The organism is Solibacillus sp. NPDC093137, from assembly GCF_050280445.1.
Classification (GTDB): Bacteria; Bacillota; Bacilli; order Bacillales_A; family Planococcaceae; genus Solibacillus; species Solibacillus isronensis_B.
The window spans coordinates 1-15,634 of record NZ_JBNNVH010000004.1; the positions used below are offsets into that span (position 1 = coordinate 1).

15 protein-coding genes are annotated in these 15,634 nt (G+C 35.2%); 4 read left to right on the forward strand and 11 right to left on the reverse strand.

Translation table 11 applies throughout. The features are described 5' to 3' along the window. Positions 1 to 155: 155 nt before the first annotated feature. Both ACQKN3_RS14210 and ACQKN3_RS14215 read right to left on the reverse strand, forming a co-directional pair. Positions 156 to 1,430, reverse strand: a complete 1,275-nt coding sequence (locus ACQKN3_RS14210; protein ID WP_427712451.1) for an acyl-CoA thioesterase/bile acid-CoA:amino acid N-acyltransferase family protein — start codon at positions 1,428 to 1,430, stop codon at positions 156 to 158. Positions 1,431 to 1,801: 371 nt separating this feature from the next. Next, a complete protein-coding gene (locus ACQKN3_RS14215; RefSeq protein ID WP_427712453.1) occupies positions 1,802 to 2,419 on the reverse strand; it encodes a hypothetical protein in 618 nt (205 codons plus the stop codon). A gap of 108 nt (positions 2,420 to 2,527) precedes the next feature. Here ACQKN3_RS14215 and ACQKN3_RS14220 point away from each other — a divergent pair, with 108 nt between their 5' ends. Continuing rightward, positions 2,528 to 2,938 (forward strand): hypothetical protein, encoded by a 411-nt coding sequence (locus ACQKN3_RS14220; protein ID WP_427712456.1) that lies wholly within the window; start codon positions 2,528 to 2,530, stop codon positions 2,936 to 2,938. Between the two features lie 639 nt (positions 2,939 to 3,577). Here the strand turns inward: ACQKN3_RS14220 and ACQKN3_RS14225 are convergent. The 9 genes from ACQKN3_RS14225 to ACQKN3_RS14265 form a co-directional block, all read right to left on the reverse strand. Beyond that, complete coding sequence (locus ACQKN3_RS14225; protein ID WP_427712459.1) at positions 3,578 to 3,856, reverse strand: hypothetical protein; 279 nt, start codon at positions 3,854 to 3,856, stop codon at positions 3,578 to 3,580. 376 nt (positions 3,857 to 4,232) lie between these two features. Next, a complete protein-coding gene (locus ACQKN3_RS14230; protein WP_427712461.1) occupies positions 4,233 to 5,141 on the reverse strand; it encodes a ThiF family adenylyltransferase in 909 nt (302 codons plus the stop codon). A 26-nt stretch (positions 5,142 to 5,167) separates the two neighbouring features. Further along, positions 5,168 to 5,710 (reverse strand): Mov34/MPN/PAD-1 family protein, encoded by a 543-nt coding sequence (locus ACQKN3_RS14235; RefSeq protein WP_427712464.1) that lies wholly within the window; start codon positions 5,708 to 5,710, stop codon positions 5,168 to 5,170. A gap of 86 nt (positions 5,711 to 5,796) precedes the next feature. After that, positions 5,797 to 6,606 (reverse strand): hypothetical protein, encoded by an 810-nt coding sequence (locus ACQKN3_RS14240; protein WP_427712467.1) that lies wholly within the window; start codon positions 6,604 to 6,606, stop codon positions 5,797 to 5,799. Between the two features lie 74 nt (positions 6,607 to 6,680). Beyond that, the gene (locus ACQKN3_RS14245; protein WP_427712469.1) at positions 6,681 to 7,487 is read right to left on the reverse strand and encodes a hypothetical protein; all 807 of its coding nucleotides are present in this window, start codon (positions 7,485 to 7,487) and stop codon (positions 6,681 to 6,683) included. After that, on the reverse strand, positions 7,484 to 8,125 hold the full coding sequence (locus ACQKN3_RS14250; RefSeq protein ID WP_427712471.1) for a hypothetical protein: 642 nt from the start codon (positions 8,123 to 8,125) through the stop codon (positions 7,484 to 7,486). Before ACQKN3_RS14250 ends, ACQKN3_RS14245 begins: the two co-directional genes overlap by 4 nt. 11 nt (positions 8,126 to 8,136) lie before the next feature. Further along, a complete protein-coding gene (locus ACQKN3_RS14255) occupies positions 8,137 to 8,481 on the reverse strand; it encodes a hypothetical protein (RefSeq protein ID WP_427712474.1) in 345 nt (114 codons plus the stop codon). Positions 8,482 to 8,559: 78 nt separating this feature from the next. Then, positions 8,560 to 9,744: a DNA polymerase III subunit beta gene (gene dnaN / locus ACQKN3_RS14260; RefSeq protein ID WP_427712476.1), complete on the reverse strand. Its 1,185-nt coding sequence runs from the start codon at positions 9,742 to 9,744 to the stop codon at positions 8,560 to 8,562. 155 nt (positions 9,745 to 9,899) lie between these two features. Next, positions 9,900 to 11,036: a Rad52/Rad22 family DNA repair protein gene (locus ACQKN3_RS14265; protein ID WP_427712478.1), complete on the reverse strand. Its 1,137-nt coding sequence runs from the start codon at positions 11,034 to 11,036 to the stop codon at positions 9,900 to 9,902. 441 nt (positions 11,037 to 11,477) lie between these two features. Here ACQKN3_RS14265 and ACQKN3_RS14270 point away from each other — a divergent pair, with 441 nt between their 5' ends. From ACQKN3_RS14270 to ACQKN3_RS14280, 3 genes are all read left to right on the forward strand, one after another. Continuing rightward, positions 11,478 to 13,343, forward strand: a complete 1,866-nt coding sequence (locus ACQKN3_RS14270) for a hypothetical protein (RefSeq protein ID WP_427712480.1) — start codon at positions 11,478 to 11,480, stop codon at positions 13,341 to 13,343. Positions 13,344 to 13,585: 242 nt separating this feature from the next. After that, positions 13,586 to 14,185: a DUF4258 domain-containing protein gene (locus tag ACQKN3_RS14275; protein WP_427712482.1), complete on the forward strand. Its 600-nt coding sequence runs from the start codon at positions 13,586 to 13,588 to the stop codon at positions 14,183 to 14,185. Positions 14,186 to 14,266: 81 nt separating this feature from the next. Next, positions 14,267 to 15,595 (forward strand): DUF3854 domain-containing protein, encoded by a 1,329-nt coding sequence (locus ACQKN3_RS14280; RefSeq protein ID WP_427712484.1) that lies wholly within the window; start codon positions 14,267 to 14,269, stop codon positions 15,593 to 15,595. Positions 15,596 to 15,634: the final 39 nt, after the last annotated feature.

The window sequence follows — 15,634 nt, forward strand, 5'->3', positions numbered from 1 at the left end:
TGCATAAAAACTTGTATAGCCATTCTTTTATCGGTATAAATCTGTATCTTCTCTAAGACTCCCCCACGAAAAATTGTTGCTCCACAATATGGCCCTATAACGGAAAAACGCGACCCTCTTATTAAAGAATCGCGCCCGATTGTTGAATAAAATAGTTAAACAGAGCTAACAGTTAAGTATTTATTAAAGAAAACTTTCACATTCTCCCATGCCTCAAATTGAGCCTGTGAGTTATCTTTAGGTGTTCCTCCAAGTAACAACTTGCCATTCCCAAAAGGAGACACGACAGATTGTGAAGTCGGGAAACCAGGAACTCCAAAAGAATGTCCTGCATTAGGAAAATTAATATGTTCGTAAGTATAGGGGTGGTTGTGTTCTTTCAATCGGGTTATTACTTTTTCAGATAATAAATCAGCTGGCCATAACCGATCATCACCTCCTGAAATCAGGAGAACAGGACCTTGGATATCTTCGACTGGAATTTCAGCTTGTTTTTCACCTTCAGCCCACCATTGATAAGTTTTTCGCCAAGAGATTGGTTCTCCTATTTGCATTGCACGATTAATTTCCAAAGTAACCTCTTTTGGTATCTCACCAAAAGCAAACGGTAACGATTCACCTTTAAATTGCCATGATGAATTACCAGGTGCTGAATGGCCAATTCCCGGATAAACAACACCACTAGGCACATAACCAACCACTGCCTTAATTGAAGGGAACATTGACGCGCTTAGTAGTGCTAGTTCTCCTCCCTTAGAGGTTCCGAATATACCTAGTTTTGTAAAGTCAACTTTTGGATTATCTCTTAGCCAATCAATTGCATTTTGGATATATTCCAAGGGTATATTTACTAGCTCTTTTGGTAAACCCTCAATTCCAAAATACGCCAAAGCTAACGTATTAAATCCATATGAAGCCAATAACGCTGCATTACTTTCACGTAATCCACCTTCAGATCCACCTAATACGATTACAGTAGGCAATGGCCCGCTCTCGGGGTAGCAAAAGAATGTTCCTACGAGTCCTCGCTCACGTATAGGAAATCTATTCACTTTTGGTGAAACTACATTACGAATGATTGAAGTGACTGTCAAGACTTCTTGCTCCCTCATTAAAATAAGCGTTGTTTCTAATGGTTTTAAAGGAGTTCTTTTTTTCGGTTTATTATCTACTTTTGGAACCATTGACCAAAATAACCCATTCACATCAGGAGTGAAATAAGTTCCCGATAGAGGTTGTGCGGTTCCTAAGTTAATTTCACCATTACTATCAGACAAAAATTCTGCAAACGATTCCCAATGTGTACCTAGGTTGTCGCACATTTTGGCTCTTAAAGTCACAACCTCACATGGTTGAAGATTGGTGATTCTTATTTTAGATGTTGCATCTATTAAGGTATTCTTCTGCGTAATGTGGAATGTTGGTTTCATTGCTTTCCTCCGATAAATTATTTATCTAGCCTTATTATGAAAAATCGTATACTAAAATTTCATCTGCAGCGCCTGGTTATAGAATCTTCAAACGATATCCTATTAATATTATCACATACCAATTATTGCCATTATAACTCTGGCACTTTAATTTGAACTAATAATAAACTAACTTTTCCGATAATTTATAATATGAATTCTCCTATTTCTCCAAAAACCTTATTCCACAATATGGCCCTATAACGGAAAAACGCGATCTTCTTATTGAAGAATCGCGCCCGATTGTGGGTGTGCTATTAATAAAAAAACACACGCTACATAGCGTGTGTTTAATAACAAGATGCTTCTACCCTTATTTATTTAAGAAATTCCTACTTCGGGTACGCTGTAATAACTTTCCAGTCGTAGCTAGAAGTATTGCTCGGTTTTTCTAGAACAACAAATACACGAGTTCCAGCAATTGAAGAATATGTATGTTTTGATTTTCTATTAGGATACCCATTAACAGGATCTAGTTTTGTTGTGCCATCTACAACCTGCATAATGATATCCATTGTTGAAGCAGGATAAGTAGCAAATGCGAATTGAGTGCTACCGTAAACGTTTTCAACTTGATATCCATTTGCCCATTGCATGTGAGCCATGAATATATGACAATATCTTTCACTAGTCAATCGTATTTTTGAACCTGCGTCACTTGTGGCATTTTGATCTGACCATCCACTACTGCTTTGAACTTCAATATCACTTTCGTTAGTAGAATTTTCAATTACCTCAACGGAATTTATTGAACGAGCATCTACACCACCCCGACATTGTCTATTCGCTTCAAATATTACTACGTCATTCAGTAGTTCTAGACTATAAGGCTGAATTAACTCATCTGAAGTACCTTCCATGTTGTTTATCTCTGACATTGATGCCTTAGTAGGAGTCGATACCGAGATAAATGTAATAATCATTGTAAAAATTAGTATTAGTTTTTTCATATAATCCCTCCTAAAAATATTTTACTATAATTACTATAAAATGTAAAAAATATAAATTTTTATTAATAGTGTATAATGTTTATAGGCTATCCAATTGGGAGGTAAATAATGAAAAAAGAAATAATTAATTTTGATTTTACAAATGGTACTACAGTTAGTGAAGATGATGTAAGTTTTTATTTCAATGTATTAAATGACGATGCCTTGTTTATTCAATTTGTAAGAATATACTTTGAAGAAGTTGAGAAAAAATTATATGTTTTATTTGATATAAAAAATAAATTTGAACACAATATTCTCATAAAATTTGGAAGAGATGAAAATGAAGATCGTGAAACAATTGAGTCATTAGAAGTTCCGGCAATCCTTATCAAAAAAAATGAATTAAAACAAAATGTTATAGGTTATAACCAACTAGGAGATCTTGAGCGTTCTCTTTATATAGAGATTAAAGTATTTAATGAAGCTCAAACTGAAATTGTCAGGCATTTAGGTTTTAATATAAAATTCTTCGCCTAATACAAAGGTATTTAAAATAAATTTTAACACCTAAAATAAAAAGGATTGCTACGATTTCATAATGAAGCATAACAATCCTTTGTTATATTTTTTAAGTAAAATTACTCGTTATATTTGGCTTTTTCACAAAAAGCTATGATTTTCATGTTCAATCCAGTTCAAATAATGCAACCTCATGGATTCCTCCATATGGAACCTTTCACTTGTGAAAATGCAATTAGTAAGTAATTGCTCAACCTTTTCAATGACGCTCTGAAGCTCAGGCGTCCATTCTAAGCTGTTCCTCTCGGTTAAGGTGATATACAAGTCCTCCATATTTACATTACTCTCATAACGCATTTTAACCATGCTTTTAACGAAATGTGCTGCATGCTCCTGTAGTATTTTAGTAAGTTGCAAACGCTGATTTTATACAGAAAGAAACCAACAGTTTGAAACAAAGTTTAATCAAAACAGTTGGTTCTTTACTTATCTAGATTGCTTCTTATAAAAGAGTTTGATTATTTCGGGAAGCGAATATTCAATTAAAGCGCCCGATTATTGAATAACGGAATTAAACTCCATCTAAAACTGTCAAAAGAGCGATTGTTATACACGACGTGACCTCCAAAACTAATATTTACTTTCTAATATGTATTACTAATTAATTAAGAGACCTGAAATCCAGGCTAGTGCACCAATACTTAAGCAAAGTACAAAAATAATAAATTCATAGGACCATGAGTTATCCTTTTCATAATTCCTTTGCCATTGTATTAAAAGTGCCATGTTCACTATTAGTAAGGCTTCACTTATAAATATTATTGGCAGCAACCAGTCAGTTTGATTTTTTTCGCTAGAATCAATATTCCAATATAAAACAACTAGTAAAACACTAATAATATATGTTATCCTTTTTGCCCATTTTGATAATTTCATTATTCTCACTCCAGTGGAAATTTTGTATTTTGCTATTTCTAATAATTTTAACATAATCATCCATTTACATTGAAAATGAGTTATTCAACAATTTGGCCCGATTGTGGAATAAGGAAACCTGCATTCCATACAGGTTTCTATCAAACTTTATTATAAATGATCGAACTTAATTGTAAATTATCAATCTTTATTAAAAGACCACAACTCTCTTTTTATATTAAATAAAAGCTCTTATATAACTCTGTGTTTAGTTTATGTTCGAAATGGACTCATAGGTAGGGTAGTTCAAAAAGCGGTGAAATTGAGCCTTTCTGTGGTTTCAAAAGAAGAAAAAGCCCATGTAATTCTTGAAAATCAAGATACAGGGGCTTTAATGCTAAAAATCAGTATTTTCTTCTAACGGTACAAAGTATTGTTCCGTCCTCATGTATTTCGCCTTAGCATGAAAATGCGTTATATGTGAGGTAATTTGCTGTTCCTCAATGATTTCAGAAAGATAGCCTAAAACAGCTAGTGCAGCATATCGGTTTACGATAGTTCGCTGTGGATCACTTGAAGCAAGTTCTTGGCAACTCATTTCTGAAGGTCTAAGCTCATTGGCTTCTTCTAAAATGTTCGTTAATACTTCTGTCACGCAAGGTTGGTAATACTTATTAGACTTATAGCCACAAACAACTTGCCCGGTCCAACCACTATTTTTATAAGCAGCTAGTTCTTCCTCCGTCCATTCACTCATATCACGAGTTAATTTATCATGGGGAAGGGTAACAGATTCGTTGCCAGCGTCAATATAGATACACTCATTGAAAGCTTTAAATGTGGCACCCAATACACTACGGGTAAAAGCATTATCAACTGTGCCAATCATACAGGGCAATAGTCTCATACGACTACGGCTATAATTTGTAAGGTCTAAATAATCGGGTTTAAAAAGGTTAGCCACGTCCTTTACAGATTCTATGAATTTATCGCTAAATGAAAAGATATTTAAATTTTCATATGCAGCTCCGTAGCGTTCTGCAAGTACATCAGCTTTTTTTAAGCCTACCTCTTCTTTTAAAAAGATTTGGTTACGTATGTTTTTCTCACTAATTTCATCAGGATCAACCAATATATAAATGTGTGGCACACCTGAAGTAGACAAAAATTGAGAAACTTGTCGTGTAATTTCTGAGCCATTTCCACCAACACCCATTTGTACAATGTAATAAAACAGGTCTTTGGCTTGATTAGCTGGATTACCTTCTAATAAATCGATTGTTAAGCCTTCTTGTTGTAAGTTCATGTTAATTTTCCTCTTTTCATTTTTAGTTAGCGTACAATTTCGAACCATTTTGCTTTAATACTTGGCAATTGGTCATAATCGTGCGTTACATATCCTTTGTCAGCGTAAAAAATATCGCTAAATTCTAAATCAGTATGCATTTCAGTAGGTAAAAACGTGCGCGCTGTTACGGCTGGAATGTCTTTCAACAAGTGACCGACGATTACATAACTCATACCCGGTAGACGTTCAGAAGCATTATCTGTACTGCTGGGGAATGGAGCCATTTCGTGGTGCGCATGGATTTCGCAAACAAGTTCACAGAATTGGTCGTTTTTATCTAACATATAGTTCACAAAAGTACCGTCTGGCTCGTCATTTTCCACCCAGTATCTATGCACTCGTTGTTGAGGGAAGTATAAATTAAACTTTCCTGTATCGTGATTGAAGTAAAACTCTGCACGTACTTCAAGTTTTAAGCGTGAAAACATCTTCGCTACGGCAACAAATTGATTGAATAGAGTTAAGGGGATACGTTGGCCAGTTCTTTCTAAGAAAGTTTGAAATGGTTTGTTTTGTGTATTTTGCATAATAGTTGTCCTCCAATAAATCGAAAAATATAAAAAGAAGTGGATCGCTCATAGAGAGGGCAATTCACTTCTTGTTTACTTCGATATTATTTATTTCCTTTCGTTTTTCCTACTGGCACAGCAACAATAAAGTTGCGTTTACCGCCATGATAAGTGATTGTCGTGAATCCTTTTACGAATTCAGGATAATCTTTTTCAAGGCGAGCACGTACATTTTCAGGAGAAATTTTTTCGAAAGAACCCTCGTTTTCACCTTTACCTTTTTTGAAAATACCTTGAGTGATTTCTTCCGGCGTGAAGTATGCAGTAAGAGGGATAGCACCGCCACCGATACGAATTGTTGTTTCTAAATTCACATCAAACGATTTCTCAGTGGTTTTTTTGCTATCAGTAGCCTTCTTAACTTGAGTGTCGGCTACCTCTTGTTCACGAATCGCTTCAGCTTCATCCGCTTTAGCAGATAATTCACCAAATAAATCAGTCATTGGTTGTTCTTCCGTCTCAACCGCTTGTGAACCGAATGTCGCGTCTAATTGAGCGTCAGTAGTTTCAATAACAGCAGGTGTTTCTTGAATTGGTTGAACAGTATTTTCACTTGAAACTAATGGTTGTTGTTGAGATTCAGCTCCTACAAGGTCTTGAATAGAAATTGTAGGCTCATTCGTAATGGCAACTTTTACGTCCTCATTCAATACTTCTGTACTTTCAGTAGTTGTTTCCGTCACTGGTAATTGAGTTTCTGCAGCTGGTGCAACTGTTGTATTTTCTACAATAGGTGCTGCTGTAGGCACTTCATTTTGTGGTGCTGGAGTTGATACTGTTGATGCAGTAGTCGTTTCTTGAGTTGTATTGTTAGTTGAAACCATGTTGAATAAGTTGTTAATGTTGAATGTCATAATAATTTCCTCCTGAACAGCTATTTTGCTGTTGCTAATTTTATTTTTTATTTGCCTTTTAGTTAAATGTTTAATTAAATGCCCGCTTTATTAATACGTGTAGAACACATAAGCGAAGCGACATTTAGATTTGGTGTAGGAATAAGAAGATCATCGTTAAATGTTGTGTCTTCATATGCCTCAATGTACTCTTCAAATGATTTGACCGGCTTTACAGCTTCTTTTTCTTTTGATGAAGTAAAGTCCATCAAAATATTGTAATCTTCATTAAATGCAGAAGTTACAAACTTTGTTGCAATAAGGTCAAGTTCACTTAGTTTGTTGATCAATAAATCCGAAGAGTTGCCGCCCCAGCAAACCATACCGTCACTTTTATTAACGTTAGGGAACGGGAAAACATATAATGGTGTCGATTCTTTCACAAGGCGCTCATCTTTAAGAGCATAAACCTTAGTGCCAATGATTCGACGTTTACCAGTATCATGTTTCTCTGTTCGTTCACCAATTAACGTAAACTGCATTAACAGCTTTGGAAAGCCTATCAAATACGTATTGTCAGTATCACGATAAGAAATCGGATATATGCCCTTTGGTACAGTGACCAAAATACGTTCATAGATTGCCTTACCTTCAGCACTTGAAAAACTAACTGTGTTTAAAGGTAAAAGGGGGGTTCCAACTTCATTATCAAGTTTCACTCCTGGTTCATTCACTACGGCGTCAAAATTCACCGATTCAACAGGTTGACTTAATAATTCGGCTAAATCTTCCACTCGCATATAACGAGGGGGTGTGACCGCGCCATTACTAAGTTTTTTTCGCATTTCAATCGGGAAATCTTTATTTACCGGGTCCGTTGATAGTTCAAATATATATTTCATTTGTCTAACTCCTTATTTTGTTTGGCTTGTGTATATACGCTACAAATTACGTGAGCAAGTATGTCACATTGCATTGCCATACAATCCTCTGTGTAAGTCACCATAAATTTGGATTTATCTTTATTAAAATAGAAATATATTTCAAATCCATCATCAGTACTTAGGCTGTTTAAATCAGTGCTAGGTTTGTTGTACGATTCAAAATTTTCTAAGGCCGTATCAGAATATAGGGCATTTCTATTTTTATATTTAAAGTTTCCATCCATATTTAATTTTTCGAGGTCCACATTACTAAAATCGCCATCCATAACTAAAAACACATAATACATGGGTTCAATGCTTGGATTCATCTGATTGTTGTAACTGAACTCGTTATAAACTTCTAACTTTCCATCTCGTTCATCAATTCCATAAGGAAATACATTACATGAATTGAAAAGGTGGGGCGTCAACTCGTGAACAATATGTACTGGTTCAAAATTGGAATACCCATAGCCATCTGAATAGATGTCGAAAGTGTTAATATGCGGTACTTTTTTCAAGTCTAATCCTGCATCATGATAGATTTTTAAAATCTTTAACGCTTCAAGAGAGCGCTCATATTTGTAGGTAGTTTCGTAATCAATAAAAATCGCCATATTTTTAACTCCTAAATAAATTTTTTTGATTGAATTGTAATAGTAGGGATAAGATGTATTTCTGATAAAAGATCGTCGTAATGACGGATTCTCGACAAGAAATGCTCGTTCTCTAGTATTACGCCATCATCGTCAAGATAGCAGGCATGTTCATAAAAGCTTTCTGAAGCTTTATAAATATCGAGTAAAGAAAAAGAATCGAAATCAATGTCGGTAATGTCTGTTTCAAAATACATCGCTTTATATACATTGATTTGTCTATCTTCTTTAATACCATGCTGTTCTTCGGTAACGGCTACTTCATCAAATGCTGCGTCTAATCTATCGAATAAGTGGGGTAGATTCTTTGCAGACATAAAATTCCTCCTTAAAATTGCAAAAGTAAGCCAATCACCGATAACGGAGAAGGGCTTGCTAATGAATAACTCTTATTTTTAGTACGTTCTTACAGGTAGAACAAGATGCGAAATCTGTGCGGCTACTTGTGCCCCATCTGAATAAACAGGGAAGAACAATACAGGTTTTAACGGTGCTTCCATTTGAATACGAATAGTAGGAGTTGCACACGCTTTTAATGACTCTTTAATAAATGAACATGATGCGGCAAACGTTAATTCGCCGGCAGAGTTTGATTTAGTCAGTGGAATTTCTTGTTTTAATTTAGAAGTACTGCCCCCAACTTCGCGTGATAACACAGTTAGTTGCTGGCCAGTTACTTGGAAAACCACGTCATTTACATCTGTATTTAACGCTTCAACAATTTCTAAAGTGTTAAATAGTTCAGCTGTATCAAGTTCAATAATTTTTGTTTTTTCATTCACTGCGGGAATTAAACGATTAACTTCTGGATAGTTCCCTTCGAGTAATCGGAAGAAAACAATCGTGTTGGTATCGTTAATCAGTACAATATTTTTAAATACTGTAATACCGATTGCATCCGCATTGTTGAAAATTTTAACGCTATCTCGTAATGTCGCTGCCGGAACAGTGAAATCTAAAATAGCTGCCTCTGGATTCAATGGTAAAACTGATTGATAAAGCGATAATCTATGACTATCTGTAGCACTCGCTTGGAAAGCTAGTTGGTTGTTATCGTCTAGTTGGAATTTAAAGTTAATCCCTTGTAAAATTGGGCGGCTATCAGACGCTTTAATCGCAGCATATGCTGACTTCGACACAATATCATTAAATAATTTAAATGAAATTGGGAACGACGCTAAAGGTGCTGTTGTCGGCTCAAATTTAGGGTATTCATCCGCATTAAACGTCAAGAACGTTAATTTCGTACGTTTTTGAGTTAAAACAAGTGTATTATCAACAACCTCAAAAGTAACAGGGGTAGTATTGTTTTTGAACTTTTCTAGCACTTTTAAAGTGTTTTTAGGTATGCAAACCATACCTGAATTTTCAACGATAAGCGGAGAATTTTCACCCTCTACTTTTACCGTTACTAGAATTGTATCCACACCATTTGAAGCTGTAAATTGTACAGTTTCATTGGCTTCTGCTACTACCTTTACGCTATTTAAAATAGGTAATACTGTTTCATTTGATTTTAATAAGCGATCTAATTTGTTTGCTACTGCTTTCATTTCAGCTAAAGTAATTGAAAATTTCATAATAAATATCCTCCTAGTATGAATGAAATCCGCTCGGAAATTTGGAGCGATTTCATTAGTTCGTCATAGGAAAGTACGTTTTGTACTTACCTATGACAGTTCCTTTTTAATATTGTTAGTTTATTTTTTAAAAGACGTGAGCGCGGTTTTTCTAATTATGCTAATTGAGCACGTAATTTTCTTGATGCGTAATCTTGCATATTAATTAATACCGTCTGTACGTCTTGCACGTTTAATCTACCGAAAAGAGAAGAAACTTTTACTACATCCTCGTTCATGTATTGAGAAACGACTTGTAGAATTTCAAGCTCTTCTAAACCTAAAGAAAAACTACGTTCCATGAGTACCTTGACTGGATTCATGCTATTAAACAATTTCTGTAAAACTAAGAAATCAGCATCTCGAAGACTGCTAAGACTAACTCCAGAAATATGCTTCATAATAGGGGCGATATGTTCAGGTCCATAATTGAAGAATTGAAATAGCTTTTCTACATTTACGACTGAGCTTTCGTATTCCTGTGGTGTAATTTCTTTGCCTTTAGTTTGGGTAAACTTTTGATGTTGGGGTTGTTGACCTTGTTGGCTATTGTTGACTTGTTGTTGGTTACTTTTAGTTTGTTGGGGTTGATTGTTGTTACCTTGTGGACCGCTGTTGTTATTTGGGCGGTTGTTGTTGTTGTTTTGGCTTGGCTTAGGTGGTTGATTGTTCCCTAAAATCGCGGAGACGGAAGGTCGTACATAATAGCCTTTAATAAATTGCTGGCTACCACTTACCTTATAATTTCCCGACACGTATTCACATTTTTGTCCTTGAATGCGTTGCTGAGAAACTTGTACCCATTGCTGCGGTAAATCATAAAGGAATCGTCCAATACCGAATTTTACTGCCGCACGTTTTAAAGAATCTGAATATCCGCCCTTAATTGCCTCGATATGTGTTAGCTCTGCTGCATCACTACGTTTAGTAATGACTCGACCAGAATTAGGATCAGTGATAACAATGGTACATTGCATACCGGGTTTACCACCAATATCTAAAACCTTGTACTCGTCTTGCCAGCATAAGCCGAAAACTTCATCAAGGCGTGCCATAATTGCTCTACTTGTAACATAAGGAACGAGAAGGGCTTTTAAACCGTTGTTTCCGTTAGTTACTGTTTGTACCTTCCATTCAACATCGTCGTCTTGTATAGGTTTGGATAACGCTTTAAGATACTGACGTTGATTAAGTATAATTACCTCTTCTTTGTCTTGCGTTGGTTGTTTTGGTGCTTGCTCTGAGTTACTCATAATTGAATAGCTCCTTTCTCGAATAATGGTTTGGTTGGTTAAACTACTTTTGTAATGAAACACAAAAAAGCCTTCGAGAAGATTTTTTTAATGTGAATAACTATGTTGTTATTTCAATAAAGAAATAAAAGACATAGCTATCCCATTAGTTAAAAATCAACCCAAAGGCTGGAAAGTTCAAAGTCGCACGACGAAAAAATATCAGTAAATGGTGATAATCGTCTGCATAATAAAAAAATAAAAGTAGTTATGCAAATTATTATATATGAATAACATGAATTTGAAAATAACAAACTGCAAAATAGATTTAAATTATGATATGATGACAATAATTAAATAATAATATGTGTCAAATCCTGCCTCATACAAATTGATTATTGCGTTACTTACGTTTAACGCGGTCTTTTTTTGTATGGGGCTTTTTTGTGGAGGTTTTTAATATTGCAGTACATCAAATTTTTTGTGCTAAACAACAATAGAAGCATAGAAAGAGCTATTGAAAGTTGGTTAGCGGTTAGTGAATTTAAAGGGAAAGTTAGCTTAGATTACTTAAAAAGTGGCATGACAACTCACGATTTTATTTCAACATTTAAATATAAGACGGACTTTTGCAAACAATTCCAGGAATACAGCATCTTAATATTAAATACAGATAAAAATTCTGTACTAAACAATCTAGTGAAAGATTTTTTAGAAGGTGCTAAGGATAATATAGTATTTTATCCGACTAGCCTTAAATTAGATGTGACTACAAATAACTGTTTTTCTTATGATGTTGAGGATGATGGTTTAATTGATATTTTAGAGCTGGGGACCAATTTATTAAATCGCATTGCAAATAAGCCAAAATACCATGAAGATACTTTTGATTTCTTGGAACAAAAGTTAATACAGGAAGGTGAAGAAGAGGTATCGTCTGAAGGTTCACCAGAAGTAGATTCAGATTTACCCTATGATAACGCAGATTTCCTCGAACATTATTTGAAGGGTGATGTTATGGAAGGTAGCCTTTCAAATCCAACTGATACAGTGGAATATACGGCTGTCGATCCTCTTCAAAACGATTCTATAAATGGTGAAGTTTTAACGATGATTAAAAAAGCTGAAAAAAATGTACCTGTAGAAGAAATATTTGATTATCCTTCAACAGATCTAATTGAACAGGAAAGAGAAGAGCACACAACAGCTTCAAATGATGAAAGTGTCCATAATGATGAAGTGGTAACAGCGAAAGAAGCTATTTATTATAAAGATGGAGTAGAAGATTCGGGCGATGAAGTACCAGTGCATGAAGATAATGAACAAACGCATATTATTCAACCGAGAGTCATACAGCAAACTGCAGCGCCGGAACCACAATCGGAAATGGTAAGTGCGAAAGTCGCTAATATCTTCTCAAAAGAGCCGCTAGATACTACGCAATATTTACAACGGAGCCTGTTTTCTTTCCAAAAAATCGAAAACAATAAATCGATTGCCCTTTGGTCGCCTCTGCCGCGCATGGGGGTAACGAATTTTGCAATTAACTTCGCATGCTTTTTAGCTGAAAATCGTGTCCGTGCCTGTGTTTTAGAAGGGATTCGCGGAGATAATAAAATGAAGCATATTCTACGTCGCTACAGTAATGTGCCGGTCAATTGGCGGAGTTACGCTCAAAATATTAATGACGTAGTAAAACAGAATGTAAATGATGAAACAACTGCTGAATGGAAGTATCGAAATGTACTTTTCTTGCCATTAGATGATACCGACGCTAATTTGTCGTGGAGTTATGGAACACTGGAAGCATATTTTACAGCTCCGCAAATTATGGATGTTATTCTCATTGATTTACCATCAGGAGAAATGTCGATACCTACATCACATGCTTTGTCTTATATTAATGAATTGTGGGTACTTGTAGATGACACTTTCCAAGAAATTGTAGCATGGAAAAATTACATTCATTATTTAAAACAAAACTATAACATTGAAGTAAAACTGATCTTCTCGGAAACATATGATTTTTCGGAAACAAAGCGACTGGCAGAAGCAATGGAATTACCACTCTTAGGGGAACTACCCGCCATGCACGAACACGTAATGAGAAATTATTATGAAACGCAACCCGTGTTTTACAATAAAAAAGGCGGGCGACAATTACTGTTTGAGCCATACAAAAAGATAGCGGAAAAGTTATTAGGTGATGATTTTGAAACAATTACAACTGCGGAAAGTGACAAACAGTTTGCAATCGGTTCAAGCCTAAAAGTACCGTCATGGCCTACAATTTGGGAGATTATCAAGACAATATTGAAAATTAAATAGTTAGGTGATAGAATTTTATTCAATACTATTTCTTTTTCTTATTATGCAAACCAATTATCCTCCCGATAATTTTTAGGTTGTGCGACACTGAACTTTTAAAGTCTTTGGACTTCATTGAATTAACAATATACGCTACCCGTATGCTCATTTTTGCGTACTGTTCCCGTATATTGAACATTTCATTGATTTCCAAAGGCTTTTTTGTTTGTAAAAAATCAAATTTACCTTTGGAGGTTTTAATAATGACAGGATTAACAAAAGAATTTAAAACAAAAACGAACGTACCTTTAACACTGTTAGATACAGCATCGCTAACTAAAATTGACGATAGCTTTGTTCTAACAACATCCGTTAAAAAAGTTCGAGAGGAAATGATTGTAGAGCGTGATTTCGATATTGAAGAATTTTTAAATCTTCGCAATGTCGGTTTCAAAGTGGAAGCTACGCGCTTAGACTTTTTTAAAACAGCTACAATTCAAAAAGCATTAGCAATGGGGAAAATTGTTGTTCCAGCGTATGCACAAGGCCGTATGCAACAACGTGGCTATACAACAAAGGATTTAGTTTCGGCTATATGGTCAGGAAAACGAACAGAGCTACAGTACCATCGTGGAAAATTTAAAGCGATGATTGAAGGCTTAGATTCGTATAACAATCCCATTTGTATTGTCGTTACAGGCAAAAAGTTTACAAAGCAGTTACCTGATAACAAATTCGTTATAAGTAACGATAACTTTTTAGAGAGTCCGGAAGGGTTTTTATTGCGTGAAGGTTTGACAGTTGTGAGTGTGTTCCCACCAATCAAGAACAAATTCACACGACACGTATTAAACTACGCTTAATGGAAAACGAAAATTAATAATAAGGTGAAGTGATCGAGGTAAAGATGCGCGGTCACTTAAATTAAAGGAGAGAATAAAATAATGACGACTTTAGATACTTCATATTTACGTAGAGCATTTACTGATAAAAATAAGCACACATTCTATGAATTTTATAAAGCCCCTTGCTTCGTATGTGGCAAAACAGGAAACTGTATGGTGAAGGATGATGGCACTACAGTAATTTGTACTCGTATGGAATCACCAATTAAATTTAGTGATAAAAACGTATCATATGTACACCATTTAGAAAATGGAGTAAAAGTGACAGGTGTTAAAGCAAATACAAATAAAAATCGCAAGAAAGCTCCGATTAACTTATTAGATTCCCGCTATAGAGCATTTCTTAGCACACTAAAAGTCAATCAGACACATTGTGATCACTTATTTAAAGGGCGCGGATTATCGCAAGAAACTGTTTTACTTCGTAAATATCGCTCATATCCAGATTCAATTGAAGGGGCAAAGGCGCTTTTAGGAACTGAACTATATAATCACTCAGATTTTAAAAGTGAAAAAGTAGCTATCGGTTTCCCAGGTCTTTACCTTAACAAAGAGAATCAATGGGATTTAGTGAAACATGACGGTATTTTAATTCCTTATCGTAATGAACATATGGAGATTACAGGTTTTCAAATTCGGACAACAGAAGTTAAAAGCAAGGTTTCCGCCGATCCAACAAACTTCAAAGGTTTACATGTTCGTATCAAAGAACAACCAAACTTAATTCAAGTGCTGGATTACGGTGAAATTATTAAAGAGTTTCGTTTAGAAGTAGGGCAATCAGCAACGGTTACAAAAAGGGAGAAACACACTTCTATTAAGCTGGAAAAGTCGCAACGATATATTTGGCTTTCATCAGCAAATTATAATTATGGTACTCCTGCAGCAACAGAAGATTCACCACTACCTGTACATGTAGCTGTGCCAACTTATAAATTAAAAGAGTACGAGAAATTAGCCGAGGCTCAAATGAATGCAGAAGAATATTTAGTTAATATTAAAAGCGATGCAGTTTGGGTAACCGAAGGAGCGCTAAAAGCAGATATTGCTGTCGATTTAATTTCAGAGGCATTTGCAGACGAAATTGAAACGGTTGGTGATGTAGTGCTTGCGGTTCCCGGTGTAAACACTTGGAAAACATTGCTACCAACATTAAAGGCGGTAGAAGCTAAACGTGTAAATATCGCGTTTGATATGGATGCAATTACGAATGATAAAGTTGCAGCTCAATACAAAGCAATGTTACATCATTTAGTAGAAGAAGGTTATGAAGTTTATGCAGCTCTATGGCCGAATACAGAGTCAACGAAAGGACTAGATGACGCATTGCATCAAAAAATACGTCCTCAGTTCCAATGTTTTCAATAAATTTTCGATTAAAAAAGCTGTCTATATCTATAAACATAA

Bases quoted from the DNA above. Each gene is read 5' to 3' on its own strand.
- ACQKN3_RS14210 (WP_427712451.1), bottom strand. From the start codon at position 1,430: ATGAAACCAACATTCCACATTACGCAGAAGAATACCTTAATAGATGCA.
- ACQKN3_RS14230 (WP_427712461.1), bottom strand. From the start codon at position 5,141: ATGAACTTACAACAAGAAGGCTTAACAATCGATTTATTAGAAGGTAAT.
- ACQKN3_RS14280 (WP_427712484.1), top strand. From the start codon at position 14,267: ATGACGACTTTAGATACTTCATATTTACGTAGAGCATTTACTGATAAA.
- ACQKN3_RS14215 (WP_427712453.1), bottom strand. From the start codon at position 2,419: ATGAAAAAACTAATACTAATTTTTACAATGATTATTACATTTATCTCG.
- ACQKN3_RS14255 (WP_427712474.1), bottom strand. From the start codon at position 8,481: ATGTCTGCAAAGAATCTACCCCACTTATTCGATAGATTAGACGCAGCA.
- ACQKN3_RS14265 (WP_427712478.1), bottom strand. From the start codon at position 11,036: ATGAGTAACTCAGAGCAAGCACCAAAACAACCAACGCAAGACAAAGAA.
- ACQKN3_RS14245 (WP_427712469.1), bottom strand. From the start codon at position 7,487: ATGAAATATATATTTGAACTATCAACGGACCCGGTAAATAAAGATTTC.
- ACQKN3_RS14250 (WP_427712471.1), bottom strand. From the start codon at position 8,125: ATGGCGATTTTTATTGATTACGAAACTACCTACAAATATGAGCGCTCT.
- ACQKN3_RS14225 (WP_427712459.1), bottom strand. From the start codon at position 3,856: ATGAAATTATCAAAATGGGCAAAAAGGATAACATATATTATTAGTGTT.
- ACQKN3_RS14275 (WP_427712482.1), top strand. From the start codon at position 13,586: ATGACAGGATTAACAAAAGAATTTAAAACAAAAACGAACGTACCTTTA.
- dnaN (WP_427712476.1), bottom strand. From the start codon at position 9,744: ATGAAATTTTCAATTACTTTAGCTGAAATGAAAGCAGTAGCAAACAAA.
- ACQKN3_RS14220 (WP_427712456.1), top strand. From the start codon at position 2,528: ATGAAAAAAGAAATAATTAATTTTGATTTTACAAATGGTACTACAGTT.
- ACQKN3_RS14240 (WP_427712467.1), bottom strand. From the start codon at position 6,606: ATGACATTCAACATTAACAACTTATTCAACATGGTTTCAACTAACAAT.
- ACQKN3_RS14235 (WP_427712464.1), bottom strand. From the start codon at position 5,710: ATGCAAAATACACAAAACAAACCATTTCAAACTTTCTTAGAAAGAACT.